The 24410-nt window shown below is 55.1% G+C and carries 18 protein-coding genes, 2 tRNA genes and 1 rRNA gene; 7 read left to right on the plus strand and 14 right to left on the minus strand.

Going from position 1 to position 24410, the window contains the following annotated elements; genetic code table 11:
- Positions 1-157: 157 nt before the first annotated feature.
- From ACOQH0_RS22020 to pepQ, 7 genes are all read right to left on the minus strand, one after another.
- Positions 158-233 (minus strand) — tRNA-Ala (locus tag ACOQH0_RS22020).
- A 109-nt stretch (positions 234-342) separates the two neighbouring features.
- Positions 343-419: transfer RNA gene (locus ACOQH0_RS22025), tRNA-Ile, on the minus strand.
- Positions 420-487: 68 nt separating this feature from the next.
- Positions 488-2027: ribosomal RNA gene (locus tag ACOQH0_RS22030) — 16S ribosomal RNA — on the minus strand.
- A 354-nt stretch (positions 2028-2381) separates the two neighbouring features.
- Positions 2382-2927, minus strand: a complete 546-nt coding sequence (gene hemG / locus ACOQH0_RS22035) for a menaquinone-dependent protoporphyrinogen IX dehydrogenase (protein ID WP_211449852.1) — start codon at positions 2925-2927, stop codon at positions 2382-2384.
- Between the two features lie 10 nt (positions 2928-2937).
- The gene (gene trkH / locus ACOQH0_RS22040) at positions 2938-4389 is read right to left on the minus strand and encodes a Trk system potassium transporter TrkH (RefSeq protein WP_010436781.1); all 1452 of its coding nucleotides are present in this window, start codon (positions 4387-4389) and stop codon (positions 2938-2940) included.
- A gap of 40 nt (positions 4390-4429) precedes the next feature.
- On the minus strand, positions 4430-5044 hold the full coding sequence (locus ACOQH0_RS22045; protein WP_421511195.1) for an IMPACT family protein: 615 nt from the start codon (positions 5042-5044) through the stop codon (positions 4430-4432).
- Entirely contained in the window at positions 5044-6375 is a 1332-nt protein-coding gene (pepQ, locus tag ACOQH0_RS22050; protein ID WP_421512388.1) for a Xaa-Pro dipeptidase, read from the minus strand. Before pepQ ends, ACOQH0_RS22045 begins: the two co-directional genes overlap by 1 nt.
- 190 nt (positions 6376-6565) lie before the next feature.
- Here pepQ and fadB point away from each other — a divergent pair, with 190 nt between their 5' ends.
- Together fadB and fadA are read left to right on the plus strand one after the other, a co-directional pair.
- Positions 6566-8755 (plus strand): fatty acid oxidation complex subunit alpha FadB, encoded by a 2190-nt coding sequence (gene fadB, locus ACOQH0_RS22055; protein WP_421511196.1) that lies wholly within the window; start codon positions 6566-6568, stop codon positions 8753-8755.
- 9 nt (positions 8756-8764) lie between these two features.
- Positions 8765-9928 carry an acetyl-CoA C-acyltransferase FadA gene (fadA, locus tag ACOQH0_RS22060; RefSeq protein WP_421511197.1) on the plus strand — a complete coding sequence of 388 codons (1164 nt, stop codon included), beginning with the start codon at positions 8765-8767 and terminating at the stop codon, positions 9926-9928.
- Positions 9929-10008: 80 nt separating this feature from the next.
- On the opposite strand, the gene glyS is transcribed toward fadA, so the two are convergent.
- From glyS to ACOQH0_RS22075, 3 genes are all read right to left on the minus strand, one after another.
- On the minus strand, positions 10009-12078 hold the full coding sequence (gene glyS, locus ACOQH0_RS22065) for a glycine--tRNA ligase subunit beta (protein WP_421511198.1): 2070 nt from the start codon (positions 12076-12078) through the stop codon (positions 10009-10011).
- Positions 12079-12087: 9 nt separating this feature from the next.
- Entirely contained in the window at positions 12088-12999 is a 912-nt protein-coding gene (gene glyQ, locus ACOQH0_RS22070; protein ID WP_003860141.1) for a glycine--tRNA ligase subunit alpha, read from the minus strand.
- A gap of 160 nt (positions 13000-13159) precedes the next feature.
- Positions 13160-13465: a YsaB family lipoprotein gene (locus tag ACOQH0_RS22075; RefSeq protein ID WP_421511199.1), complete on the minus strand. Its 306-nt coding sequence runs from the start codon at positions 13463-13465 to the stop codon at positions 13160-13162.
- Positions 13466-13648: 183 nt separating this feature from the next.
- Here ACOQH0_RS22075 and ACOQH0_RS22080 point away from each other — a divergent pair, with 183 nt between their 5' ends.
- Positions 13649-14644, plus strand: a complete 996-nt coding sequence (locus tag ACOQH0_RS22080) for an acyltransferase (RefSeq protein ID WP_421511200.1) — start codon at positions 13649-13651, stop codon at positions 14642-14644.
- Here the strand turns inward: ACOQH0_RS22080 and ACOQH0_RS22085 are convergent.
- From ACOQH0_RS22085 to xylA, 4 genes are all read right to left on the minus strand, one after another.
- Positions 14637-15557 carry a GlxA family transcriptional regulator gene (locus ACOQH0_RS22085; protein ID WP_421511201.1) on the minus strand — a complete coding sequence of 307 codons (921 nt, stop codon included), beginning with the start codon at positions 15555-15557 and terminating at the stop codon, positions 14637-14639. The genes ACOQH0_RS22080 and ACOQH0_RS22085 overlap by 8 nt on opposite strands.
- Positions 15557-16096, minus strand: a complete 540-nt coding sequence (locus ACOQH0_RS22090) for an isochorismatase family protein (RefSeq protein WP_421511202.1) — start codon at positions 16094-16096, stop codon at positions 15557-15559. The genes ACOQH0_RS22085 and ACOQH0_RS22090 overlap by 1 nt, the downstream gene beginning before the upstream one ends.
- 102 nt (positions 16097-16198) lie before the next feature.
- Positions 16199-17653 carry a xylulokinase gene (gene xylB / locus ACOQH0_RS22095; RefSeq protein WP_421511203.1) on the minus strand — a complete coding sequence of 485 codons (1455 nt, stop codon included), beginning with the start codon at positions 17651-17653 and terminating at the stop codon, positions 16199-16201.
- Between the two features lie 60 nt (positions 17654-17713).
- On the minus strand, positions 17714-19036 hold the full coding sequence (gene xylA / locus ACOQH0_RS22100) for a xylose isomerase (RefSeq protein ID WP_089599718.1): 1323 nt from the start codon (positions 19034-19036) through the stop codon (positions 17714-17716).
- 370 nt (positions 19037-19406) lie between these two features.
- On the opposite strand from xylA, the gene xylF reads away from it, so the two are divergent.
- The 4 genes from xylF to xylR all read left to right on the plus strand — a co-directional run bounded on the left by xylF (position 19407) and on the right by xylR (position 24384).
- Positions 19407-20399 (plus strand): D-xylose ABC transporter substrate-binding protein, encoded by a 993-nt coding sequence (gene xylF / locus ACOQH0_RS22105; RefSeq protein WP_042716575.1) that lies wholly within the window; start codon positions 19407-19409, stop codon positions 20397-20399.
- Positions 20400-20470: 71 nt separating this feature from the next.
- Positions 20471-22012, plus strand: a complete 1542-nt coding sequence (locus ACOQH0_RS22110; RefSeq protein ID WP_010436748.1) for a xylose ABC transporter ATP-binding protein — start codon at positions 20471-20473, stop codon at positions 22010-22012.
- A complete protein-coding gene (gene xylH, locus ACOQH0_RS22115; RefSeq protein WP_010436746.1) occupies positions 21990-23171 on the plus strand; it encodes a xylose ABC transporter permease XylH in 1182 nt (393 codons plus the stop codon). The genes ACOQH0_RS22110 and xylH overlap by 23 nt, the downstream gene beginning before the upstream one ends.
- Positions 23172-23205: 34 nt before the next feature.
- A complete protein-coding gene (gene xylR, locus ACOQH0_RS22120) occupies positions 23206-24384 on the plus strand; it encodes a D-xylose utilization transcriptional activator XylR (RefSeq protein WP_348557336.1) in 1179 nt (392 codons plus the stop codon).
- Positions 24385-24410: the final 26 nt, after the last annotated feature.

The following is a 24410-nucleotide window of genomic DNA, read 5'->3' on the forward strand; positions in this document are numbered from 1 at the left end:
GATTCATCATCGACTTGCGAAAATTTGAGAGACTCGAACACACATTAACTGTGTGTCGTTTCAATTTTCAGCTTGATCCAGATTTTTAAAGAGCAAAACTTCGCAGTGCACCTTTTCAGGTTCACTCTGAAGTTTTCTTGTGTTCGCAGTAAAAGGATGGTGGAGCTATGCGGGATCGAACCGCAGACCTCCTGCGTGCAAGGCAGGCGCTCTCCCAGCTGAGCTATAACCCCATCGTATACACTAATCTCTGTACCGGTAATGCTTTCTGAGACAAGGCGTGGAATAACGAAGCATACTGAAGTATGCGAGTTGTTCCGCAACGCGGTATCAGGAAGCATTTGGTAGGCCTGAGTGGACTTGAACCACCGACCTCACCCTTATCAGGGGTGCGCTCTAACCACCTGAGCTACAAGCCTGCAGAGATTTTTACTGCTATTTTCATCAGACAATCTGTGTGGACACTACAAAGGCAGGTTCTTTAAGGTAAGGAGGTGATCCAACCGCAGGTTCCCCTACGGTTACCTTGTTACGACTTCACCCCAGTCATGAATCACAAAGTGGTAAGCGCCCTCCCGAAGGTTAAGCTACCTACTTCTTTTGCAACCCACTCCCATGGTGTGACGGGCGGTGTGTACAAGGCCCGGGAACGTATTCACCGTAGCATTCTGATCTACGATTACTAGCGATTCCGACTTCATGGAGTCGAGTTGCAGACTCCAATCCGGACTACGACGCACTTTATGAGGTCCGCTTGCTCTCGCGAGGTCGCTTCTCTTTGTATGCGCCATTGTAGCACGTGTGTAGCCCTACTCGTAAGGGCCATGATGACTTGACGTCATCCCCACCTTCCTCCAGTTTATCACTGGCAGTCTCCTTTGAGTTCCCGGCCGGACCGCTGGCAACAAAGGATAAGGGTTGCGCTCGTTGCGGGACTTAACCCAACATTTCACAACACGAGCTGACGACAGCCATGCAGCACCTGTCTCAGAGTTCCCGAAGGCACCAATCCATCTCTGGAAAGTTCTCTGGATGTCAAGAGTAGGTAAGGTTCTTCGCGTTGCATCGAATTAAACCACATGCTCCACCGCTTGTGCGGGCCCCCGTCAATTCATTTGAGTTTTAACCTTGCGGCCGTACTCCCCAGGCGGTCGACTTAACGCGTTAGCTCCGGAAGCCACGCCTCAAGGGCACAACCTCCAAGTCGACATCGTTTACGGCGTGGACTACCAGGGTATCTAATCCTGTTTGCTCCCCACGCTTTCGCACCTGAGCGTCAGTCTTTGTCCAGGGGGCCGCCTTCGCCACCGGTATTCCTCCAGATCTCTACGCATTTCACCGCTACACCTGGAATTCTACCCCCCTCTACAAGACTCTAGCCTGCCAGTTTCGAATGCAGTTCCCAGGTTGAGCCCGGGGATTTCACATCCGACTTGACAGACCGCCTGCGTGCGCTTTACGCCCAGTAATTCCGATTAACGCTTGCACCCTCCGTATTACCGCGGCTGCTGGCACGGAGTTAGCCGGTGCTTCTTCTGCGGGTAACGTCAATTGCTGAGGTTATTAACCTCAACACCTTCCTCCCCGCTGAAAGTACTTTACAACCCGAAGGCCTTCTTCATACACGCGGCATGGCTGCATCAGGCTTGCGCCCATTGTGCAATATTCCCCACTGCTGCCTCCCGTAGGAGTCTGGACCGTGTCTCAGTTCCAGTGTGGCTGGTCATCCTCTCAGACCAGCTAGGGATCGTCGCCTAGGTGAGCCGTTACCCCACCTACTAGCTAATCCCATCTGGGCACATCTGATGGCAAGAGGCCCGAAGGTCCCCCTCTTTGGTCTTGCGACGTTATGCGGTATTAGCTACCGTTTCCAGTAGTTATCCCCCTCCATCAGGCAGTTTCCCAGACATTACTCACCCGTCCGCCGCTCGTCACCCGGGAGCAAGCTCCCTGTGTTACCGCTCGACTTGCATGTGTTAGGCCTGCCGCCAGCGTTCAATCTGAGCCATGATCAAACTCTTCAATTTAAGTTTGATGCTCGTGAATTAAACTTCGTAATGAATTACGTATGTTCACTCAGAGACTTGGTATTCATTTATTGTCCGAAGACATTAAGAATCCATGTCACTTTGAGTGCCCACACAGATTGTCTGATAAATTGTTAAAGAGCAGTGCCGCTTCGCTTTTCGCAGCGGCGCGGGGTGTGCATATTACGCTTTCCCGCTTCAGAGTCAAGCGTTTATTTTCGCTTTTCTCTGCTGACCCGGCGGCGTGTGTGCCGTTGTTCCGTGTCAGTGGAGGCGCATTATAGGGAGTTATTCTGAAGTGACAAGCACAAAATACAAAAAACTTTTCGTTCGCTCACTTTTCAAACTTAACGCTTATTTAAGTCGCGAATCGCCCGTTATATGCGCGATTTCCCGCGCAAAACTGGCAACCTGCGACCAGTCGGTGTACACCACTTCTTTATGCGTATCGGTTTCACCGCCCGTCATCTTCATAATCAAGCGGATCATAAAGCGGTCGTACCAACGGTAGCGCGGATAGCGCAGCGCCCCGGCAAAGACCGCGCAAAGTGTTGGCTGCCACGGAGAATTAAGTAAAAACTTGCGCGTATAGCTGTTCGTTTGCGGCGTGCGCTTTTCTGCTTTACGGGCAACCAGATTGACCGAGTAGAAGGCACTGGGCAGCTTATTGAGCACGTCCTTATGTTTCTTCACAAAACGATCCAGCGCGGGATGGAAATGCCCGTAACGAATAGACGCCCCAATCACCACACGATCGTACTCCTGCCACGCGATGTGTTCCGCACGGTTCAGGTTCACTACATCCGCGTAAATGCCCAGCTCTTTTAATTCAGAAGCCAGATAAGCGGCAATCTCGCGCGTTTGTCCGTCTCGCGTAGAGAAAAGAACTAATGTTTTCATTAATGACTCCTTACTCGCGCCAGAATGTTGGGGTAAACAGCACCAGCAGCGTAAAGACCTCAAGACGCCCAAACAGCATGTTAGCGATAAGGATCCACTTCGCCACCGGGTTCATACTGGCAAAGTTATCCGCCACCACGCCCAGCCCAGGCCCGAGGTTATTAAGCGTCGCCACAACAGAGGCGAATGCGGAGAAATCATCCACGCCGGTAGCAATAATAGCCAGCATACTGACGATAAAGACCAGCGCATAAGCAGAGAAGAACCCCCACACCGCTTCGAGAATACGTTCCGGCAGCGCACGATTCCCCAGCTTGATGCTATAAACTGCATTCGGGTGAACAAGACGCTTCAGCTCGCGGTTGCCCTGTTTGAACAGCAGCAGTATACGAATGACCTTCAGGCCACCGCCCGTAGACCCCGCACAGCCCCCGATAAAGGCCGAGCAAAGCAAAAGCACCGGCAGGAACAGCGGCCAGCGCGCAATGCTGTCCGTGGTAAAGCCCGCCGTTGTCGCCATCGACACCACCTGGAAGAAGGCCTGGTTTAGCGTGGTCATGGCCGAGTTATAAACATCGTGGAACCAAAGCACTAGGGTACAGATGATCACCAGCGTCAACTGGACGCCAATAAACATGCGGAACTCCGGGTCGCGCCAGTACACCTTCAGGCTTCGCCCACTCAGTAAAGAGAAGTGCAAACCGTAGTTACAACCGGAGATCAGCAGGAAGATAGCAATAATAGTGTTAATCGTCGGGCTGTCGAAGTAGCCCACGCTGGCATCGTGCGTGGAGAACCCACCGATAGCGATAGTCGCAAAGCTGTGCCCGATGGCATCGAAAGCGGGCATTCCGGCAAACCACAGCGCCAGCGCGCAGGCGACCGTCAACAAGACATAAATCAGCCACAGGGTTTTTGCCGTCTCCGCAATACGCGGACGCATTTTGTTATCTTTTAGCGGGCCGGGCATTTCAGCCCGATAAAGCTGCATCCCACCGACGCCCAGAATGGGCAGGATAGCCACCGCCAGGACGATGATCCCCATACCGCCGAACCACTGCAGCATCTGGCGATAAAAGAGAATGGCATGTGGGAGAGAATCCAGCCCCACCAGCGTCGTCGCACCGGTAGTTGTTAAACCAGAGAACGATTCAAAGAATGCATCCGTGATGCTCAAATTGGGCTGTTCAGAGAAGATAAACGGGAGCGAACCGACGCTTCCCAGCACCGTCCAGAACAGCACGACGATCAGAAACCCTTCCCGAGATTTCAGCTCGCCTTTCTCACGACGGTTTGGCCACCAGAGCAGCGAGCCAATCGCCAGCGCGACAAAAAAGGTCTGGGTAAACGCACGCCCCGCGCCGTCCCGGTAGATAAGTGCCACCAGTCCTGGGAGAATCATCGTCCCGGAAAAAAGTATGACCAGCAGTCCAACGATTCGGGTTATGGCACGAAAATGCATCTCTGCCGCTTCCTTTGGTATTCAAAAAGTGAGGTGGGGATTATTCTTCAATCGGCAGCAATTGCAACGAACCACGACTAAAATCAGCGAGTTTTGCTGAAAAAGAAGCCAGTTCCGCCTGAGGAAGCGCCACGCGTAATTGCACCATCGCCTGGTAATCGCTGTGCACAATCACACCGTTAACGCGCTTCAGTAACGCTTCAATGCCCGAAAGCTGCGAGTACTCGCATACCAGAGTATATTCGGTAAGTGGCGTTTTGCGGGTGGTTATCAGCAGATTAAGTGCCTGCTGTACACCTCCACCGTAGGCTTTAACCAGCCCACCCGTGCCTAACAAAATGCCGCCGTAGTAGCGAACCACTACGGCGGTGATCTCGCCCACGCCGCTGCCCATCAGCTGCGAAAGCATAGGTTTACCGGCCGTGCCAGCCGGTTCACCGTCGTCAGAAAACCCCAGCTGTTGCGAATCGTCCGGCGGTCCTGCCACCCACGCCACGCAGTGGTGGCGTGCATCAGGATGCTCCGCGCGAACGGACTCGACAAACGCCTTTGCCGCCTCTACGCCGTCGGTGTGCGCCAGCAGCGTAATAAAGCGGCTTTTCTTGATTTCCTCAACAAAGGTGACCGGTTCAGCCGGTATCAGCCAGCTTTCCATCAGGCCAGCTTCAGGTCTCGCGTCATGTTCTCGACACCGTTCTCATGAATAACCACGTTATCTTCGATACGAATGCCGCCAAACGGTTTCAACGCGTCAATTTTTTCCCAGTTGAAGTGCTTGCTGAACTGCCCTTCACGCCACGGCGCCAGCAGGGATTCAATAAAGTAGATCCCCGGCTCGATGGTCAAGACCATGCGCGGCTCAAGAATACGGGTGCAGCGCAGGTAAGGATATTTAGACGGTGCCGCCAGGTGCGTGCCGGTATCATCCTGCATGAAGCCCGCAACGTCGTGAACCTGCAGGCCCAGCGGGTGACCGATACCGTGCGGCATAAATGGCCCGGTCAGATCGTTTTCGACCATCGCCTCTTCGCTCATGTCTTTCACAATCTGATGCTTACGCAGCAGTTTGGCGATGCGCTGATGGAACTGGATGTGATAATCCACATAGCTGGTTCCGGCCTTCATGGTGCCAATCAGCGCCAGCTGTTCATCGTTCACGTCTTTAATCAGCTGCGCGAAATCGGTATCCCCATTCGTCGCCCAGGTACGGGTCAGATCGGCCGCGTAGCCGTTATACTCTGCCCCTGCGTCCAGCAGGAAGCTGCGCATTTCCGACGGAACCTGGTGATCAAGTTTGGTGTAGTGAAGCACAGACGCGTGCTCGTTCAGCGCGACGATGTTGCTGTACGGTACGTCGGTGTCGCGGTGACCGGTTGCGGTCAGGTAGGCAAGATTGATGTCGAACTCGCTCATGCCCGACTGGAACGCTTCGTGCGCGGCACGATGGCCATTCACCGCCGTTTTTTGCGCTTCACGCATGCAGTAAAGTTCGTAGTCGGTTTTATACGCGCGGTAATAGTGGAGATAATCCAGCACCCCTTTCGGGTTGAGTTTATCCGCCGGAATATCCAGACCCAGCGCACGCTCTGGAACAGGACCAATATAGCCAATGTTGCCACGCGCTGCAGGCAGCTGGCTGCCAATACCGTCCGCTTTTGGCAGGGCAATCACATCAATTTCTTCGGTCCAGAAAGAAGTCGGCAGCGGTTCCACGTTGTGCCAGTAATCCACCGGCAGATAGAACCACAGTTTCGGCTTGTTCACGCCATCCACCAGCAGCCAGCAATTTGGCACCTGTGTCACCGGCACCCAGGCTTTAAACTGCGGGTTGACCTTAAACGGATAAGCATGGTCATCAAGAAACGTGTTCATCAGCTCGCCGGAGTGGATTAGCAGGGCATCCAGCTTGAAGCGCGCCAGTACATCGCGGGTACGTTCCTGTAGGGTAACGATATGATTTTTATAAAGCGAAGCCAGTGAGTCCATCATTCTTCCTTTCGTTTTTTTGACCTCAAGTCATCGCATCTTAGCACACCTCACTCCGGCTGCGTGATTTCCACCGACCGTGATCAATGCAGCAATTTCTTAATGAGAAATTTGCATTTTATTAACATAAATTCCACACTCCGTCTCATCTGGTATGACCAGATCCACTTGCTGGATTCAGGAGACTGACATGCTTTACAAAGGCGACACCCTGTACCTCAACTGGCTGGAAGATGGCATTGCCGAACTGGTGTTCGATGCCCCCGGCTCAGTGAATAAGCTTGATACCGCGACGGTGGCCAGTCTTGGCCAGGCGCTGGATGTTCTTGAAAAACAACCTGAATTAAAAGGGCTGCTGCTGCGTTCGAACAAAGCGGCCTTTATTGTCGGTGCCGATATCACCGAATTTCTCTCGCTTTTCCTGGTGCCTGAAGAACAGCTGAGCCAGTGGCTACACTTTGCCAACAGCGTCTTTAATCGTCTGGAAGATCTGCCTGTCCCCACGATCTCCGCCGTGAACGGCTACGCGCTGGGCGGCGGCTGTGAATGTGTATTAGCCACCGATTACCGTCTCGCCACGCCGGATCTGCGCATCGGCCTGCCGGAAACCAAGCTGGGCATCATGCCGGGCTTTGGCGGCTCCGTGCGTATGCCGCGCATGCTGGGTGCCGACAGCGCGCTGGAGATCATTGCCGCAGGTAAAGATGTCGGCGCAGAACAGGCGCAGAAAATCGGCCTGGTGGACGGCGTCGTTAAACCAGAGAAGCTTGTTGAAGGTGCTGTCGCCATTTTACGTCAGGCGATTAACGGCGATCTCGACTGGAAAGCTAAACGCCAGCCGAAGCTGGAGCCGCTAAAACTCAGCAAGATTGAAGCCACCATGAGCTTCACCATCGCCAAAGGCATGGTGATGCAGACGGCAGGTAAACACTATCCGGCGCCGATCACGGCGGTGAAAACCATTGAAGCAGCGGCCCGCCTTGGTCGCGACGAAGCGCTGAAGCTTGAAAACCAGAGCTTTGTTCCGCTGGCGCACACCAATGAAGCTCGCGCGCTGGTCGGTATCTTCCTCAACGATCAGTTCGTGAAAGGAAAAGCCAAACAGCTGACCAAAAACGTTGAGACGCCAAAACACGCGGCGGTACTCGGCGCCGGCATTATGGGTGGCGGCATCGCCTACCAGTCGGCATGGAAAGGCGTGCCGGTGGTGATGAAGGACATCAACGAGAAATCCCTGACGCTCGGCATGACCGAAGCGGCCAAGCTGTTGAATAAACAGCTGGAGCGCGGAAAAATTGACGGGCTGAAGCTCGCAGGCGTGATCGCCACCATTCAGCCGGTGCTGGAGTACAGCGGTTTTGACCGTGTGGACGTGGTGGTTGAAGCCGTGGTTGAGAACCCGAAAGTCAAAAAAGCGGTGCTGGCGGAAACGGAAGACAAGGTGCGTCCTGGCACCGTGCTGGCGTCTAACACCTCGACCATTCCGATTGGCGAACTGGCGAGCGTGCTGAAGCGCCCGGAAAACTTCTGCGGCATGCACTTCTTCAACCCGGTACACCGTATGCCGCTGGTCGAAGTGATCCGTGGAGAAAAAACCTCTGACGAAACCATCGCCAAAGTGGTGGCGTGGGCGAGCAAAATGGGCAAAACCCCGATCGTGGTGAACGACTGCCCGGGCTTCTTCGTTAACCGCGTACTCTTCCCGTACTTTGCAGGCTTCAGCCAGCTGCTGCGCGACGGAGCGGACTTCCGCGAAATCGACAAAGTGATGGAAAAACAGTTCGGCTGGCCGATGGGCCCGGCGTATCTGTTGGACGTGGTCGGCATTGATACCGCCCATCACGCGCAGGCGGTAATGGCGGCAGGCTTCCCGCAGCGCATGCAGAAAGACTATCGCGACGCCATTGACGCTCTGTTTGACGCCAACCGCTTCGGTCAGAAAAACGGCCTGGGCTTCTGGCGCTATAAAGAAGACAGCAAAGGCAAACCGAAAAAAGAAGAAGATGCGGCGGTGGCTGGCCTGCTGGCCGACGTCAGTCAGCCAAAACGCGACTTCACCGACGATGAAATCATCGCCCGAATGATGATCCCGATGATCAACGAAGTGGTGCGTTGCCTGGAAGAAGGCATCATCGCCAGCCCGGCAGAAGCGGATATGGCGCTGGTGTACGGCCTTGGCTTCCCTCCGTTCCACGGCGGCGCGTTCCGCTGGCTGGATACGCTCGGCAGCGCCCGCTATCTCGATATGGTTCAGCAGTACCAGCACCTTGGCCCGCTTTATGAGGTGCCGGAAGGTCTGCGTAACAAAGCGCGCCATAACGAACCCTACTATCCAGCAGTTGAGCCAGCCCGTCCGGTTGGCGAGCTGAAAACGGCTTAAGGAGTCACAATGGAAAAGGTTGTCATTGTTGATGCGATTCGCACCCCGATGGGCCGTTCAAAAGGCGGCGCGTTCCGTAACGTGCGTGCGGAAGATCTCTCCGCGCACCTGATGCGTAGCCTGCTGGCGCGTAACCCGGCGCTGGACCCAACAGCGCTGGACGATATCTACTGGGGCTGCGTGCAGCAGACCCTGGAGCAGGGCTTCAACATCGCCCGTAACGCGTCTCTGCTGGCAGAGATCCCGCACTCGGTTCCCGCGGTCACCGTCAACCGTCTGTGTGGTTCGTCCATGCAGGCGCTGCACGATGCGGCGCGCATGATCATGACTGGCGATGCGCAGGCCTGTCTGGTAGGCGGCGTTGAGCACATGGGCCACGTGCCGATGAGCCACGGGGTTGATTTCCACCCGGGCATGAGTCGTAATGTGGCGAAAGCCGCGGGGATGATGGGCCTGACCGCCGAGATGCTCTCCCGCCTCCATGGCATCAGCCGTGAAATGCAGGATGCCTTTGCCGCGCGTTCTCACGCTCGCGCCTGGGCCGCCACGCAGTTCGGAGCCTTTAAGAATGAGATCATCCCGACAGGCGGTCACGACGCAGACGGCGTACTGAAGCAGTTCAGCTACGACGAAGTCATCCGCCCGGAAACCACGGTCGAAGCGCTGTCTACCCTGCGCCCGGCATTCGATCCGGTCACCGGCACGGTAACGGCGGGAACGTCGTCCGCACTGTCCGACGGTGCCGCCGCGATGCTGGTGATGAGCGAAAGCCGCGCCCGCGAACTAGGCCTGACGCCACGCGCTCGCGTGCGTTCGATGGCGGTCGTCGGCTGCGATCCTTCCATCATGGGTTACGGCCCGGTTCCGGCCTCGAAGCTGGCACTGAAAAAAGCGGGCTTAACCGCCAGCGACATCGATCTGTTCGAGATGAACGAAGCCTTCGCCGCGCAAATCCTGCCGTGCATTAAAGATCTGGGGCTGATGGATCAGATCGACGAGAAGATTAACCTCAACGGCGGCGCGATCGCCCTTGGTCACCCGCTGGGCTGTTCCGGCGCGCGCATCAGCACGACGCTTATCAACCTGATGGAACGCAAAGATGCTCAGTTTGGTCTGGCAACAATGTGTATAGGGCTGGGTCAGGGTATCGCGACGGTATTTGAGAGAGTGTAATAAAAAAGCCGGGCTGCTTTTGCAGCCTGGCATGAGTTTAGTTGCCGTTCTTCCCGCCTGTCAGGGGCGGGTTTTTTGCATTACTGCAGCAGCGAAATATCCGCCACGCGCAGGAACAGCTCGCGCAGTTTCTCGAGCATTGAGAGACGGTTAATACGCAGATCTTTATCTTCCACGTTCACCATCACTTTCTCGAAGAAGGCGTCGATAACGTCACGCAGTTCCGCCAGCTCCACCAGCGCTTCCTGGTAGCGACCTTCCGCAAAGTACGGCTCGAGCTTGTCGCGCAGCACCACAACCTGCATCGCCAGGGCAATCTCTTCCGGCTCTTTCAGGGTTGCAGCGTTAACACGCTCGTTCAGCGTCTCGTCGGATTTCGCCAGGATATTGGATACACGCTTGTTGGCCGCAGCCAGGGCTGATGCCGCTTCCAGGGTACGGAAGTGGGACACCGCCTTCATGCGCGCATCGAAGTCAGCCGGACGGGTCGGACGACGCGCCAGCACCGCCTGAATGGTGTCAACGGTGTAGCCTTCATCCTGATACCACGCGCGGAAACGACCGAGCATAAAGTCGATGACATCATCCACGACCTTCGCGTTAGTCAGCTTATCGCCGTACAGACGCACCGCTTCTTCAGTCAGGGTCTGCAGATCGAGGTTCAGGTTCTTCTCAACGATGATACGCAGCACGCCCAGCGCGGCACGACGCAGCGCGAACGGGTCTTTGTCGCCTTTCGGGTGCTGACCGATACCGAAGATACCCGCCAGGGTGTCCATCTTATCGGCAATCGCCACGGCGCAGGCAACCGGGTTGGACGGCAAATCGTCACCCGCAAAGCGCGGCTGATACTGCTCGTTCAGAGCCACAGCCACGTCTTCCGCTTCGCCATCGTGACGCGCGTAGTGCATGCCCATCACGCCCTGGGTGTCGGTAAATTCGAACACCATGTTGGTCATCAGGTCGCACTTGGACAGCAGGCCCGCGCGAGTCGCGTGGTTGACGTCGGCACCGATTTCACGGGCGATCCAGCCGGACAGCTCCGCAATACGGTCGGTTTTGTCGCGCAGCGTGCCCAGCTGCTGCTGGAACAGCACGGTCTGCAGGCGCGGCAGGTTATCTTCCAGACGCTTTTTACGGTCGGTATTGAAGAAGAACTCCGCATCCGCCAGACGTGGGCGCACCACTTTCTCGTTACCGGAGATAATCTGGATCGGATCTTTCGATTCGATGTTCGCCACGAAGATGAAGTTTGGCAGCAGCTCGCCGTCGTTGGCGTATACCGGGAAGTACTTCTGGTCACCCTTCATGGTGTAGACCAGCGCTTCAGCCGGAACGGCCAGGAATTTCTCTTCGAACTTCGCGGTCAGCACAACTGGCCATTCCACCAGAGAGGTCACTTCTTCCAGCAAGCTTTCGCTCAGGTCAGCGTTACCGCCAATCTGGCGTGCCGCTTCTTCCGCGTCCGCTTTGATTTTGGCTTTACGCTGTTCGTAGTCGGCAATGACTTTACCGCGCTCCAGCAGAATCTGCGGGTACTGGTCGGCATTGTCGATGGTGAACTCCGGCTCGCCCATAAAGCGGTGGCCGCGGATCACGCGATCGGACGCCACGCCCAGAATGGTGGCAGGAATAACGGCATCGCCCAGCAGCAGGGTCACGGTGTGAACCGGACGCACGAAGTGCACGTCGGACGCGCCCCAGCGCATCAGCTTAGGAATTGGCAGCTTAGCCAGTGAGGTCGCGATCATGTCCGGCAGCAGCGCTTCCGCGCTTTCGCCTTTCACATGTGCACGATACAGCAGCCACTCGCCTTTGTCGGTGGTCAGACGCTCGGCCTGGTCAACGGTGATGCCGCAACCACGCGCCCAACCTTCTGCCGCTTTGCTCGGTTTGCCTTCCGCGTCGAACGCCTGAGCAATGGCCGGGCCACGTTTTTCCACTTCACGATCAGGCTGAGACGCCGCCAGATTTGCCACTTTCAGCGCCAGACGACGCGGTGCAGCAAACCATTCAATTTTACCGTGTGCCAGGCCAGCGTTATCCAGCTCGGCGGTCACGTTCGCAGCAAAAGACTCAGCCAAGCTGCGCAGGGCTTTTGGTGGCAGCTCTTCGGTGCCGATTTCCACCAGGAAAGTTTTTTCAGACATGGCCGCCTCTTATTTGTTTCGGTTGCACATCGGGAAGCCAAGGGCTTCACGGGACGCATAGTAAGCTTCTGCAACGGCTTTGGTCAGGGTACGAATACGCAGAATGTAGCGCTGACGTTCAGTCACGGAGATGGCTTTGCGGGCGTCCAGCAGGTTGAAGCTGTGGGCGGCCTTCAGAATACGCTCGTAGGCAGGCAGCGGCAGCGGAGTCTCCAGCGCCAGCAGCTGCTGCGCTTCTTTCTCGTACTGCTCGAAGCAGGTGAACAGGAAGTCCACGTCCGCGTATTCGAAGTTATAGGTGGATTGCTCCACTTCGTTCTGATGGAACACGTCGCCGTAGGTGGTTTTACCCAGCGGGCCGTCGCTCCAGACCAGGTCGTAAACGCTGTCTACGCCCTGAATATACATGGCCAGACGTTCCAGACCGTAGGTGATTTCACCGGTGATTGGTTTACATTCCAGACCGCCAACCTGCTGGAAGTAAGTGAACTGCGTCACTTCCATGCCGTTCAGCCACACTTCCCAGCCCAGACCCCAGGCACCCAGCGTTGGGTTTTCCCAGTTATCTTCCACGAAACGAATGTCGTGAATGGTCGGGTCCATACCCAGCTCTTTCAGCGACCCGAGATACAGTTCCTGAATGTTGTCTGGTGATGGCTTAATCACCACCTGGAACTGATAGTAGTGCTGCAGACGGTTCGGGTTTTCGCCGTAACGGCCATCGGTAGGACGACGGGAAGGCTGCACATACGCGGTCGCCATTGGCTCCGGCCCCAACGCGCGTAAGCTGGTCATTGGGTGCGAGGTGCCTGCGCCAACTTCCATGTCCAAAGGTTGAACAATGGTGCAGCCCTGACGAGCCCAGTAATCCTGTAAGGTCAGGATCAGGCCCTGGAAGGTCTTGGTATCAAACTTTTGCATAGTATTTCGTGCTGGATACGTGTGGTTTTAAATGGAAGGGATCAGTATACCCGCTGGCTGCAAGATATACAGTACGAAACGGGGTTGTTTAAGATAAATTGGGGAATAAGGCGCACAGCCAGAACGCCAGGGCATTGTGGCTGCTGATTATACGAGCAGATTAGCGCATCGAGAGATGTAAAAACTGGCCGTCCGCGTCAAAAGAACAGACAAAGCCTTCTTTACGCGCAGTATAGCCTTTTAGCTCATAGCTCCCCTGAAAGCGCTCAAATCCGTTAACCGTAATTTTCTGCACCTCGGAATTATAGCGGTGAGCCGCCTGGTCTTTGCAGAGCTGCTCCATATTCAGCGAACGTTCAGGGCTGATTTTCCCCTGCTGTGCTTTTTGTTCAGGCATGTCCTTTGAGGCGCTGCACCCCGCCAGTATGAGTAGCAGAAAGAGTGACGCCACACGCTTCATCATCATTTTTATTACCGCCCTGGTCAGTGGCTGTTATTTTTAATATCAACGCTTTTATAGATTATGGTGCGTCATTCTGCGAATCTCGCGCTTCTCGTACAAGTTACGCGAGTTAAACTCAGAATTTTCCAAGGGAAGACTTTACCCTAATCGCAGTCACACTCTATTTACAGGGAATAAGAGGAACTGATGTCGTCAAAAATTAACTGGATTGATAACCTGCGAGGAATAGCCTGTCTGATGGTGGTGATGATCCACACGACGACCTGGTACGTCACGAACGCGCACAGCATCAGCCACGTTAACTGGGATATCGCTAATATACTTAACTCCGCTTCCCGCGTGAGTGTACCGCTGTTCTTTATGATTTCCGGCTTTCTCTTCTTTGGCGAACGCAGTGCGCAACCGAGGCATTTTATCCGCATCGCGTCATGCCTGGGTTTCTACAGCGTCGTAGCGCTGCTCTATATCACGCTTTTCACCTCAATTAACGCCGAACTTTCGCTGAAAAACGTGCTGCAAAAACCGATCTTCTATCACCTGTGGTTCTTCTTCGCCATTATCGTTATCTACCTGGTTTCCCCACTGATACAGGTGAAGAACGTCAGCGGGAAAATGCTCCTGGCCCTGATGGTGGTGATTGGCGTGGTGGCAAACCCCAATACCGTCTCGCAGAAAATTGACGGATTTGAGTGGTTGCCGGTGAACCTCTATATCAACGGCGATACCTTCTACTACGTGCTTTACGGCATGCTGGGGCGCGCCATTGGCATGATGGATACACAAAAACGGAGTATGAACTGGCTTTGTGGAGCGCTATTTATCATCGGTGTGATCGTGATTTCGCGCGGTACGCTTTATGAGCTGAAGTGGCGCGGGAATTTTGCCGATACCTGGTATCTGTACTGCGGCCCGATGGTCTTTATCTGCGCCATATCCCTGCTGATACTCGTCAAAAATACGCTGAATGAACGCCCGCTTCCCGTGGTGGGATTTATTTCGCGCCACTCGCTGGGGATTTACGGTTTTCACGCGCTGGTGATCCACGCGCTTCGCACGCGTGGGATTGAGCTCAAAAGCTGGCCGCTGCTGGATATTATCTGGATTTTTGCCGCCACGCTGGTCGTGAGCTTATTGCTGTCGATGCTGTTGCAAAAAATAGATACCCGTCGCTTCGTTAGTTAGCGATTCGCTGCCGGGCACGGTGGAACTGGCGCGGGGAGGAAAACCCTGCCGCCAGCGACGCCTGCTCCACCCCACGCCCCTGCAATAACCACTGTTCGGCCACGGCCAGACGCAATTGCTCAAGGTAATCCCGAACGCTTATACCTAAATGTTCCTGAAAAAGCCGGGTCAGATGGCGTGGGCTGACGTGCGCCTGCGCAGCGATATCCGGTATCTGCCACGCTTTTTGCGGCTCAGCGGTAAGGGCGTCCTGCGCGCGGTGGATCGCCGGGTGAAGATGATTGCGGTAGCGTAACCAGGGTGAAAGCTGAGGATCGTCCCCGGAGCGGCGGAACCAGACCACCATCTCACGCGCGATGGCCAGGGCTTTTTCTGGCCCACAAAGGCGGTTAATCATATGCAGCGCCAGATCGATACCCGACGTGATCCCTGCGCTGGTCCAGATATTCTCGTCCTGCACGAAAATCCGGTTCTCTTTAATCGTCGCCGTGGGGGCTGCGGCGCGTAAGCGGCTAATGACGTCATGATGCGTGGTGCACTGCCGGTTATTCAACAAGCCCGACTTTGCCGCCAGCAACGCGCCAGAACAGACGCACATCACGGCGATGTCCTGGCGCTGGATCCGCGGCTGCAGGCGCATCAGCCAGTGCTGAATCTGCTGCGCCAGAGGGGTTGAGAACTGAACGTGGGAGTCGCTGACTCCCGGTAGCACAAGCAAACTCCCTTCTGGCAGACGTTCAGGCAGCGGCTGAATGCCGCTCATCGTCAGGCCAATCGACGTCTGAACATCAGGCTGCGGGCCAATGTAATGCAGGCGAAACGCGTCGCCCGCCAGCACAAAGGTTTCTGCCGGGCCGGTCATGTCTAATGACAGCACCCCGGGCAACATAACGAACCAGACGTCGATGCTCATTACAGTGACTCCAGCGTCTCCGCTACCGTTTTAATCTCGGCAAAACGCCCGGCCAGCACCGTCTCGGTACGATGACGCAGTTCGTCAGCGCTGAGGGTAATTCCGTTGTACGTCATCGGGAACGTCAGCGTAGCCTCGCTCACAAAGGTCACAGCATAGCCCAGATCGGAGGCCACACGTGCGGTAGTTTCACAACATTGTTCAGTGCGAATGCCGCAGATTATCAGTCGGTTGATATCACGCTCGCGCAGCCAGCGGTCGAGCCCGGTGTCCGTAAAGGCATTATGGACGTGTTTCTGGAAAACCACATCCGGCTGATGACGTAAAAAGACCATCGGTTTGACATAGCCGCTTTCCAGGGTGAAGGGACCGTCTTCATCTACATGAAAAATATCAACGACCGGAATATTGCGCGACTGGCAGCCTTCAATCAGCCCCAGCATGGCCTGCTGAAAGGCAGGAATATCGGCCTCCTGCCAGTACATGCGATGATGAAATGACTGCTGAGTGTCAATATTGATTAATGCGGTGCGGGACATGATGGAACTCCTCGTCAGTGGGTATGACCTTATCCTGACGAGGAAACACAGGCACGAACAGACCAAAAAAGGACATCGTCATGCCTCTATCAGACAATCGTTTTATGACATCAACGGCAGCAGCTGCTGGTAGATCCTGCGGAACACATCACGCCTTTCCGCGTAGCGCGAATGGCGTGCTGCGTCAGGAAGATGCGTTTGCTCAAGCGCCAGCTGTGGCAGCAACTGTGCGAGCGGTTTGTCAGGGTTCGCGGCTATCTGTGCCAGCCGCGCTGCGCCAAGCGCAGGCCCGACGTCGCCCCCGGTGCGATAATCAAGCTGTAGCCCGCTAATGTCAGACAGCATCTGCCGCCAGTAACTGCTGCGCGCGCCGCCGCCAATGAGCGTAATGCTTGATGGCTTCAGCCCACAATCGTGAACGACGTCCATCCCATCCGCCAGCGCATACCCGACGCCCTCCAGTACCGCACGCGCCAGTTCAGCCGGGCCATGTTGATGAGTTAAACCGAAAAACACCCCTTTCGCTCCCGGGTTGTTGTGCGGCGTACGCTCGCCGGAAAGATAGGGTAAAAACCAGACGGCACCAGCATTTTCATCCGCCTGCTGCGCGGCTTCGATAAACGCAGGGACATCCGCCATTCCGGTCAGCTTCGCTGCCCAGTCGAGGCAGGATGCCGCACTCAGCATCACCGACATCAAATGCCATTTCCCCGGCAGGGCATGACAGAAACTGTGGACCGCGCTTTCAGGGTTGCTGCGATAACCGTCGCTGACGGCAAAATAGACGCCGGAGGTTCCCAGCGAGAGCATCGCCTGCCCTGCCTCCACCATCCCGACACCGACAGCGCCCGCCGCGTTGTCGCCACCGCCAGCTACCACCGGTACGGCAGGTATATTCCAGCGTTCAGCAATGGAGGACTGCAATGTGCCAGTGACCTCGCAGCCTTCGAAGAGCGCAGGCATATGGTCACGAGTCAGATGGCAGGCATCCAGCATCGCCTCGCTCCAGTCGCGTTTCGCCACATCGAGCCACATCGTGCCCGCCGCGTCAGACATATCACTGGCGAAATCACCCGTCATGCGAAAACGCAGATAATCTTTCGGCAGCAGAACTTTCGCTACCTGACGGAAAATCTCAGGTTCATGGCGCTGTACCCACAAGAGTTTTGGTGCGGTGAAACCTGGCATCATCAGGTTGCCGGTGATGTCACGAGAGGTCGGTACGCGTTCTTCAAGAAGCGCGCACTCTTCTGCACAGCGACCGTCGTTCCAGAGGATCGCTGGACGCAACACGCGGTGCTGGCTGTCCAGCAGCGTTGCACCATGCATTTGTCCGGCAATCCCCAGCGCTTTTACGTCACGGAGACTGTGCTGCGCGCCTAAGGCTGTGATTGCGCGATCCGTCGCCTGCCACCACTGCTCCGGGTCCTGTTCAGACCACAGCGGATGCGGACGTGAAACCTGCAGTTTTTCCGTCTGCGTGGCTAACACGTCGCCCTGTTCGCTTAACAGGATGGCTTTCACACCCGATGTGCCAAGATCGATCCCGATATACATTGTGGTGACTCCTTTGACAAAAATGCCCGGTAGCGCTGCGCTTACCGGGCCGACATGCTGTTATTTATCGAACAGGTAATGATTGACCAGGTTTTCCAGCAGTTCCTGGTGTCCGCTCTGATGCTGCGGTGCCAGCTGATGCTGTTCAGCGTACTTCGCAATCTCACCAAGCGATAACTGGCCTTTCAAAATTTGCTGACCCAGCTCACTGTTCCAGCCGCTATAACGCTTCGCCACGCGTTTATCCAGCTCACCGTCTTCAATCATTCGGGCGGCGATTTTCAGCGCCAGCGCCATGGTGTCCATCGCGCCAATGTGACCGTAGAACAGATCGTACTTATCGGTGCTTTGACGACGCACTTTGGCGTCAAAATTCAGACCGCCGGTGGTGAAGCCCCCCGCTTTGATGATTTCGTACATCACCAGCGCATTCTCTTCCACACTGTTCGGGAACTGGTCGGTGTCCCAGCCCAGCTGTGCATCACCACGGTTTGCATCCACAGAACCAAAGATGCCCAGCGCAATGGCGGACGCAATTTCGTGATGGAAAGAGTGGCCCGCAAGCGTAGCGTGGTTAGCCTCAATGTTCACTTTGATCTCTTTTTCCAGACCAAATTGTTTCAGGAAGCCGTACACGGTTGCGACGTCATAATCGTACTGATGCTTGGTCGGCTCTTGCGGCTTAGGTTCAATCAGCAGCGTACCGCGGAAACCAATTTTGTGTTTATGCTCGACAACCATCTGCATAAAGCGACCAATCTGCTCACGCTCCTGACGCAGATCGGTATTCAGCAGGGTTTCGTACCCTTCACGGCCGCCCCACAGCACATAGTTCTCGCCGCCCAACTGATGCGTGGCGTTCATCGCCGTCACCACCTGTGTGGCCGCCCAACTGAACACTTCGGGATCCGGATTCGTTGCCGCGCCCGCGCCATAGCGAGGGTTAGTAAAGCAGTTTGCCGTGCCCCACAGCAGCTTCACGCCGCTCTGCTGCTGTTTTGCCGCCAGCACGTCCACCATCTGCGCGAAGTTGTTCAGATACTCTTTCAGCGACGCGCCTTCCGGAGAGACATCCACATCGTGGAAGCAGTAGTACGGCACGTTCAGCTTGTGGAAGAATTCAAACGCGACATCCGCTTTACGCTTCGCCAGTTCGATGGCTTCGCCAGGCTGTTGCCATGGACGGTCAAAAGAACCCACACCGAACATATCGGCACCATTCCAGCAGAACGTATGCCAGTAACAGGCGGCAAAGCGCAGATGATCTTCCATGCGCTTACCCAGCACCAGCTCGTCCGGGTTGTAGTGACGAAATGCTAAAGGATTGGTCGTTTTCGTGCCTTCGTAACGAACGCGATCGAGTTGGTCGAAATAAGCTTGCATATTGAGCTCCATAATCAGGGTATGCGGCGAGTCGTAGATACAGGAGTAATAGTGAATACACATTCCGGCTTGCTCAATTACGTTATTTCACACTGCTATTGAGAGAATGCACAACTGTGCGCTGGCTCGCAAAATAATGCGCAGACGAACTATTTTTCGGTGCAAATTCCAGAATCAAATGTAATTAATAAGTTACGTATTTTAAAATCCGATCGCGGTCATAAATTCAGAAATAAACCAAATATCATAATGAGAAGATAAAAATCTGTAATTGCCAGCGGGCCTTTCCACGTTAAAAATTTGCTGCGTCTCAGCAGTGAATGTTTCTTTTATCTCAGCGACACATCCCCTACAAAAAGGCCTAATAATTATGAAGATAAAGAACCTGTCCCTTACACTCTGTACTACTCTCCTGCTTGCAAGCTTTGCCGGGCATGCCAAAGAGGTGAAAATCGGCATGGCCATTGACGACCTGCGCCTGGAGCGCTGGCAAAAAGATCGCGATATTTTTGTAAAAAAAGCAGAATCTCTCGGCGCAAGCGTGTTTGTTCAGTCGGCTAACGGCAACGAAGAAACGCAAATGTCGCAAATTGAGAATATGATCAACCGTGGCGTCGATGTCCTGGTCATTATCCCGTATAACGGCCAGGTATTAAGTAACGTGGTGAAAGAAGCCAAACAAGAAGGCATAAAAGTATTGGCCTATGACCGCATGATTAATAACGCGGACATTGATTATTATATTTCGTTCGACAACGAAAAAGTGGGTGAATTACAAGCCAAAAGCCTGGTCGATAAAGTGCCTCAAGGGAATTATTTCCTGATGGGTGGTTCGCCTGTGGATAACAACGCCAAACTGTTCCGCGAAGGGCAAATGAAAGTCCTTAAACCGTACATCGACAACGGGAAAATTAAAGTGGTTGGCGATCAGTGGGCTGATGGTTGGCTCCCTGAAAACGCGCTAAAAATCATGGAAAACGCGCTGACGGCCAACAACAACAAAATTGATGCAGTTGTGGCCTCTAACGATGCCACCGCTGGCGGTGCGATTCAGGCCCTGAGCGCCCAGGGGCTGGCTGGCAAAGTCGCTATCTCCGGACAGGATGCCGATCTCGCCGGGGTAAAACGCATCATTGCTGGCACCCAAACCATGACGGTTTACAAGCCCATCACCGAACTTGCGAATACGGCGGCTGAAATTGCCGTTGAGCTGGGACAGGGTCAACAACCTAAATCTGACGCGACGTTAAACAACGGACTCAAAGATGTTCCGGCTCGTCTGCTCACCCCGATTGAAGTCAATAAAGAGAATATTGACGCCACTGTCATTAAAGACGGTTTCCACAAGAAGAGTGAACTGTAATCCCGCGCAGCCCCTGCCCGGCAGGGGCGCACCGGTCCGTCCTGTTCTCCCTCAGGTCACGTGGAGCAGTTATGTCTTATTTACTAGAAATGAAGAGCATCACCAAAGCCTTTGGCGCGGTGAAAGCGGTCGATAACGTGAGCCTGCGGCTAAACCCTGGCGAAGTGGTCTCGCTGTGCGGTGAAAACGGTTCAGGCAAGTCGACGCTGATGAAAGTGCTGTGCGGGATCTATCCACATGGCAGCTATGAGGGTGAAATCGTCTTTGCCGGTGAGGTCATTCAGGCCACACACATTCGCGATACTGAACGTAAAGGTATCGCCATTATTCATCAGGAACTGGCACTGGTGAAGCACCTCACCGTGCTGGAAAATATCTTCCTGGGGGCCGAAATCTCACGTCACGGCGTGCTGGATTACGACACCATGACGCTGCGCTGTGAAAAGCTGCTGGCGCAGGTGAGCCTCAGCATTTCACCGGATACCCGCGTGGGGGATCTTGGTCTGGGGCAGCAGCAGTTGGTCGAAATCGCCAAAGCCCTGAACAAGCAGGTAAGACTGCTGATCCTCGATGAGCCAACGGCTTCGCTCACTGAACAGGAAACCGCTGTTCTGCTCAATATCATCCGCGATCTGCAAAACCACGGTATCGCCTGCATCTATATTTCGCACAAGCTTAATGAGGTGAAAGCCATTTCGGACACCATCTGCGTGATCCGCGACGGGCAACACATCGGCACGCGTGAAGCGGAGGGCATGAGTGAAGATGACATCATCACCATGATGGTAGGGCGCGAACTCACTGCGCTCTATCCGAACGAACCCCACGCCGTGGGAGACGAAATCCTGCGCGTGGAAAATCTCACTGCATGGCATCCCGTGAATCGCCATATCAGGCGAGTTAACGACGTCTCCTTTTCCCTTCACCGCGGTGAAATCCTTGGCATTGCGGGTTTAGTGGGCGCAGGTCGAACCGAAGCCGTGCAGTGCCTGTTTGGCGTGTGGCCCGGACGCTGGGAAGGCAGCATTTACATCGATGGTCAGCCGGTAAAAATCGACAACTGCCAGCAGGCGATTGCTCATGGCATTGCTATGGTGCCAGAAGATCGCAAAAAAGACGGCATCGTGCCGGTAATGGCGGTCGGGAAAAACATCACGCTGGCGGCGCTAAACCAGTTCTCTGGCGCCCTGACGAGCCTGGACGACGCTGCCGAGCAGCAGTGTATTCTTCAGTCACTCGCCAGGCTCAAGGTCAAAACCTCCTCCCCGGAACTGGCCATTGGACGCCTCAGCGGGGGGAACCAGCAAAAGGCGATTCTGGCGCGCTGCCTGCTTCTCAACCCGCGAATTTTAATCCTGGATGAACCGACTCGCGGGATTGATATCGGCGCGAAGTATGAAATCTACAAGCTAATTAATCAGCTTGTGCAGCAAGGCATTGCCGTCATTGTCATCTCATCTGAATTACCTGAAGTGCTCGGCCTGAGCGACCGCGTGTTGGTTATGCACGAGGGGAAACTGAAAGCCAATCTGATTAACCAGAACCTGACGCAAGAACAGGTGATGGAAGCCGCCTTAAGGAGCGAACGTCATGTCGAAAAGCAATCCGTCTGATATCAAAGTCGCTGTGCCGACACCCGGCGCGTTCGCGGGGCTGAAAGCGCTAAACCTGCAGGTCTTCGTGATGATCGCGGCGATTATCGCCATCATGCTGTTCTTTACCTGGATGACCGATGGCTCCTATTTGAGTGCTCGTAATATCTCTAACCTTCTGCGCCAGACTGCCATCACCGGCATTCTGGCCGTGGGCATGGTGTTTGTGATTATCTCAGCGGAGATTGACCTGTCGGTCGGGTCGATGATGGGCCTGCTCGGCGGCGTGGCGGCGATATTTGATGTCTGGTTAGGCTGGCCGCTGCCGCTCACCATTGTCGTGACGCTGGCGCTGGGTCTGGTACTGGGGGCGTGGAACGGGTGGTGGGTTGCCTACCGTAAGGTGCCGTCATTCATCGTCACCCTGGCCGGGATGCTGGCCTTCCGTGGGATTCTGATTGGCATCACCAACGGCACTACCGTCTCTCCCACCAGCGCGTCTATGTCGCAGATTGGGCAGAGCTACCTCTCTGATGGCATCGGTTTTACGATCGGCGTGGTGGGCATGATGGCCTTCATCGCATGGCAGTGGCGTGGTCGTATGCGCCGTCAGGCGTTGGGGCTGGCTTCTCCGGCATCGACCTCCGTGGTCGGTCGTCAGGCGCTCACCGCCGTGATTGTGCTGGGTGCCATCTGGCTGCTGAACGATTACCGCGGTGTCCCGACGCCCGTTCTGCTGCTGGCGCTCTTGCTGCTGGGCGGCATGTTTATGGCTACGCGCACCGCGTTTGGTCGTCGTATTTATGCCATTGGCGGTAATCTTGAGGCGGCACGTCTGTCAGGGATCAACGTCGAACGCACCAAACTCGCTGTCTTTGCCATCAACGGCCTGATGGTGGCGATTGCAGGGCTGATCCTCAGCTCACGTCTGGGGGCCGGTTCACCGTCGGCAGGAAACATTGCCGAGTTGGATGCCATCGCTGCGTGTGTCATCGGCGGGACCAGTCTCGCAGGCGGTGTCGGCAGCGTGGCAGGTGCGGTGATGGGCGCATTTATTATGGCTTCGCTGGATAACGGGATGAGCATGATGGACGTCCCAACGTTTTGGCAGTATATCGTGAAGGGAGCGATTCTTTTGCTGGCAGTCTGGATGGACTCTGCAACCAAGCGACGTGCCTGAGAACAGTATTGTTACTTATTTGGGAAAGTGAGCCATGTTTGAAAAGCGTCACCGCATTACGTTGTTATTCAATGCCAACAAAGCCTACGACCGTCAGGTGGTTGAAGGGGTTGGTGAATATTTGCAGGCGTCGCAATCCGAGTGGGATATTTTCATTGAAGAAGATTTCCGCACCCGTCTGGAGAACATCAAAGACTGGCTGGGCGATGGCGTGATCGCTGACTATGACGATCCCGTCATTGAGCAATTGCTAACAGACGTCGACGTTCCCATTGTGGGCGTCGGCGGCTCGTATCATTCGCCCGATCACTATCCACCAGTCCACTACATCGCAACCGATAACCATGCGCTGGTCGAGGCCGCTTTTCTCCATTTAAAAGAGAAAGGCGTGCATCGCTTTGCCTTTTACGGGTTGCCCTCTTCAAGCGGCAAACGGTGGGCGGTAGAGCGCGAGCATGCGTTCTGCCAGCTGGTCGCAAAGGAGAAATATCGTGGTGTGGTGTATCAGGGTCTGGAAACCGCACCGGAAAACTGGCAGCACGCGCAAAACCGCCTGGCGGACTGGCTGCAAACGCTGCCGCCCCAGACAGGGATTATTGCGGTAACAGATGCTCGTGCGCGCCACGTGCTGCAGGTCTGCGAACATTTGCATATTCCGGTGCCTGAAAAGCTGTGCGTAATTGGTATTGATAACGAAGAGTTAACCCGCTATTTGTCTCGCGTGGCGCTCTCCTCTGTCGCGCAGGGAACTCGTCAAATGGGCTATCAGGCCGCGAAGCTGCTGCACCGCCTGCTGGACAACGAAGCCTTGCCGCTTCAGCGCCTGCTGGTTCCGCCTGTGCGTGTCGTCGAACGCCGCTCAACCGATTATCGCTCCTTAAGCGACCCGGCCGTCATTCAGGCAATGCACTACATTCGCAACCACGCCTGCAAAGGCATTAAGGTGGATCAGGTGCTGGATTCGGTCGGCATTTCTCGCTCAAACCTGGAAAAACGCTTTAAAGAGGAAGTGGGTGAAACTATTCACGCCGTAATTCATGCGGAAAAACTGGAGAAAGCGCGCAGCCTGCTGATCTCCACGTCGCTTTCCATCAATGAAATTTCACAAATGTGCGGCTACCCGTCGCTGCAGTATTTCTACTCGGTTTTCAGAAAGGAGTATGAGACCACGCCGAAGGAGTACCGGGAGCGGTATAGCGAAGTGATGATCTAAAAAGCAAAACGCCTTCCGAAGGAAGG

Origin of the sequence: Enterobacter sp. JS8-1, assembly GCF_049187015.1 — a bacterium.
GTDB lineage: Bacteria > Pseudomonadota > Gammaproteobacteria > Enterobacterales > Enterobacteriaceae > Enterobacter > Enterobacter mori.

Bases quoted from the DNA above. Each gene is read 5' to 3' on its own strand.
- xylA (WP_089599718.1), bottom strand. From the start codon at position 19,036: ATGCAAGCTTATTTCGACCAACTCGATCGCGTTCGTTACGAAGGCACG.
- trkH (WP_010436781.1), bottom strand. From the start codon at position 4,389: ATGCATTTTCGTGCCATAACCCGAATCGTTGGACTGCTGGTCATACTT.
- fadB (WP_421511196.1), top strand. From the start codon at position 6,566: ATGCTTTACAAAGGCGACACCCTGTACCTCAACTGGCTGGAAGATGGC.
- glyQ (WP_003860141.1), bottom strand. From the start codon at position 12,999: ATGCAAAAGTTTGATACCAAGACCTTCCAGGGCCTGATCCTGACCTTA.
- pepQ (WP_421512388.1), bottom strand. From the start codon at position 6,375: ATGGACTCACTGGCTTCGCTTTATAAAAATCATATCGTTACCCTACAG.
- xylR (WP_348557336.1), top strand. From the start codon at position 23,206: ATGTTTGAAAAGCGTCACCGCATTACGTTGTTATTCAATGCCAACAAA.
- ACOQH0_RS22080 (WP_421511200.1), top strand. From the start codon at position 13,649: ATGTCGTCAAAAATTAACTGGATTGATAACCTGCGAGGAATAGCCTGT.
- hemG (WP_211449852.1), bottom strand. From the start codon at position 2,927: ATGAAAACATTAGTTCTTTTCTCTACGCGAGACGGACAAACGCGCGAG.
- ACOQH0_RS22110 (WP_010436748.1), top strand. From the start codon at position 20,471: ATGTCTTATTTACTAGAAATGAAGAGCATCACCAAAGCCTTTGGCGCG.
- xylH (WP_010436746.1), top strand. From the start codon at position 21,990: ATGTCGAAAAGCAATCCGTCTGATATCAAAGTCGCTGTGCCGACACCC.
- ACOQH0_RS22075 (WP_421511199.1), bottom strand. From the start codon at position 13,465: ATGATGATGAAGCGTGTGGCGTCACTCTTTCTGCTACTCATACTGGCG.
- xylF (WP_042716575.1), top strand. From the start codon at position 19,407: ATGAAGATAAAGAACCTGTCCCTTACACTCTGTACTACTCTCCTGCTT.
- ACOQH0_RS22045 (WP_421511195.1), bottom strand. From the start codon at position 5,044: ATGGAAAGCTGGCTGATACCGGCTGAACCGGTCACCTTTGTTGAGGAA.
- glyS (WP_421511198.1), bottom strand. From the start codon at position 12,078: ATGTCTGAAAAAACTTTCCTGGTGGAAATCGGCACCGAAGAGCTGCCA.
- xylB (WP_421511203.1), bottom strand. From the start codon at position 17,653: ATGTATATCGGGATCGATCTTGGCACATCGGGTGTGAAAGCCATCCTG.
- fadA (WP_421511197.1), top strand. From the start codon at position 8,765: ATGGAAAAGGTTGTCATTGTTGATGCGATTCGCACCCCGATGGGCCGT.
- ACOQH0_RS22085 (WP_421511201.1), bottom strand. From the start codon at position 15,557: ATGAGCATCGACGTCTGGTTCGTTATGTTGCCCGGGGTGCTGTCATTA.
- ACOQH0_RS22090 (WP_421511202.1), bottom strand. From the start codon at position 16,096: ATGTCCCGCACCGCATTAATCAATATTGACACTCAGCAGTCATTTCAT.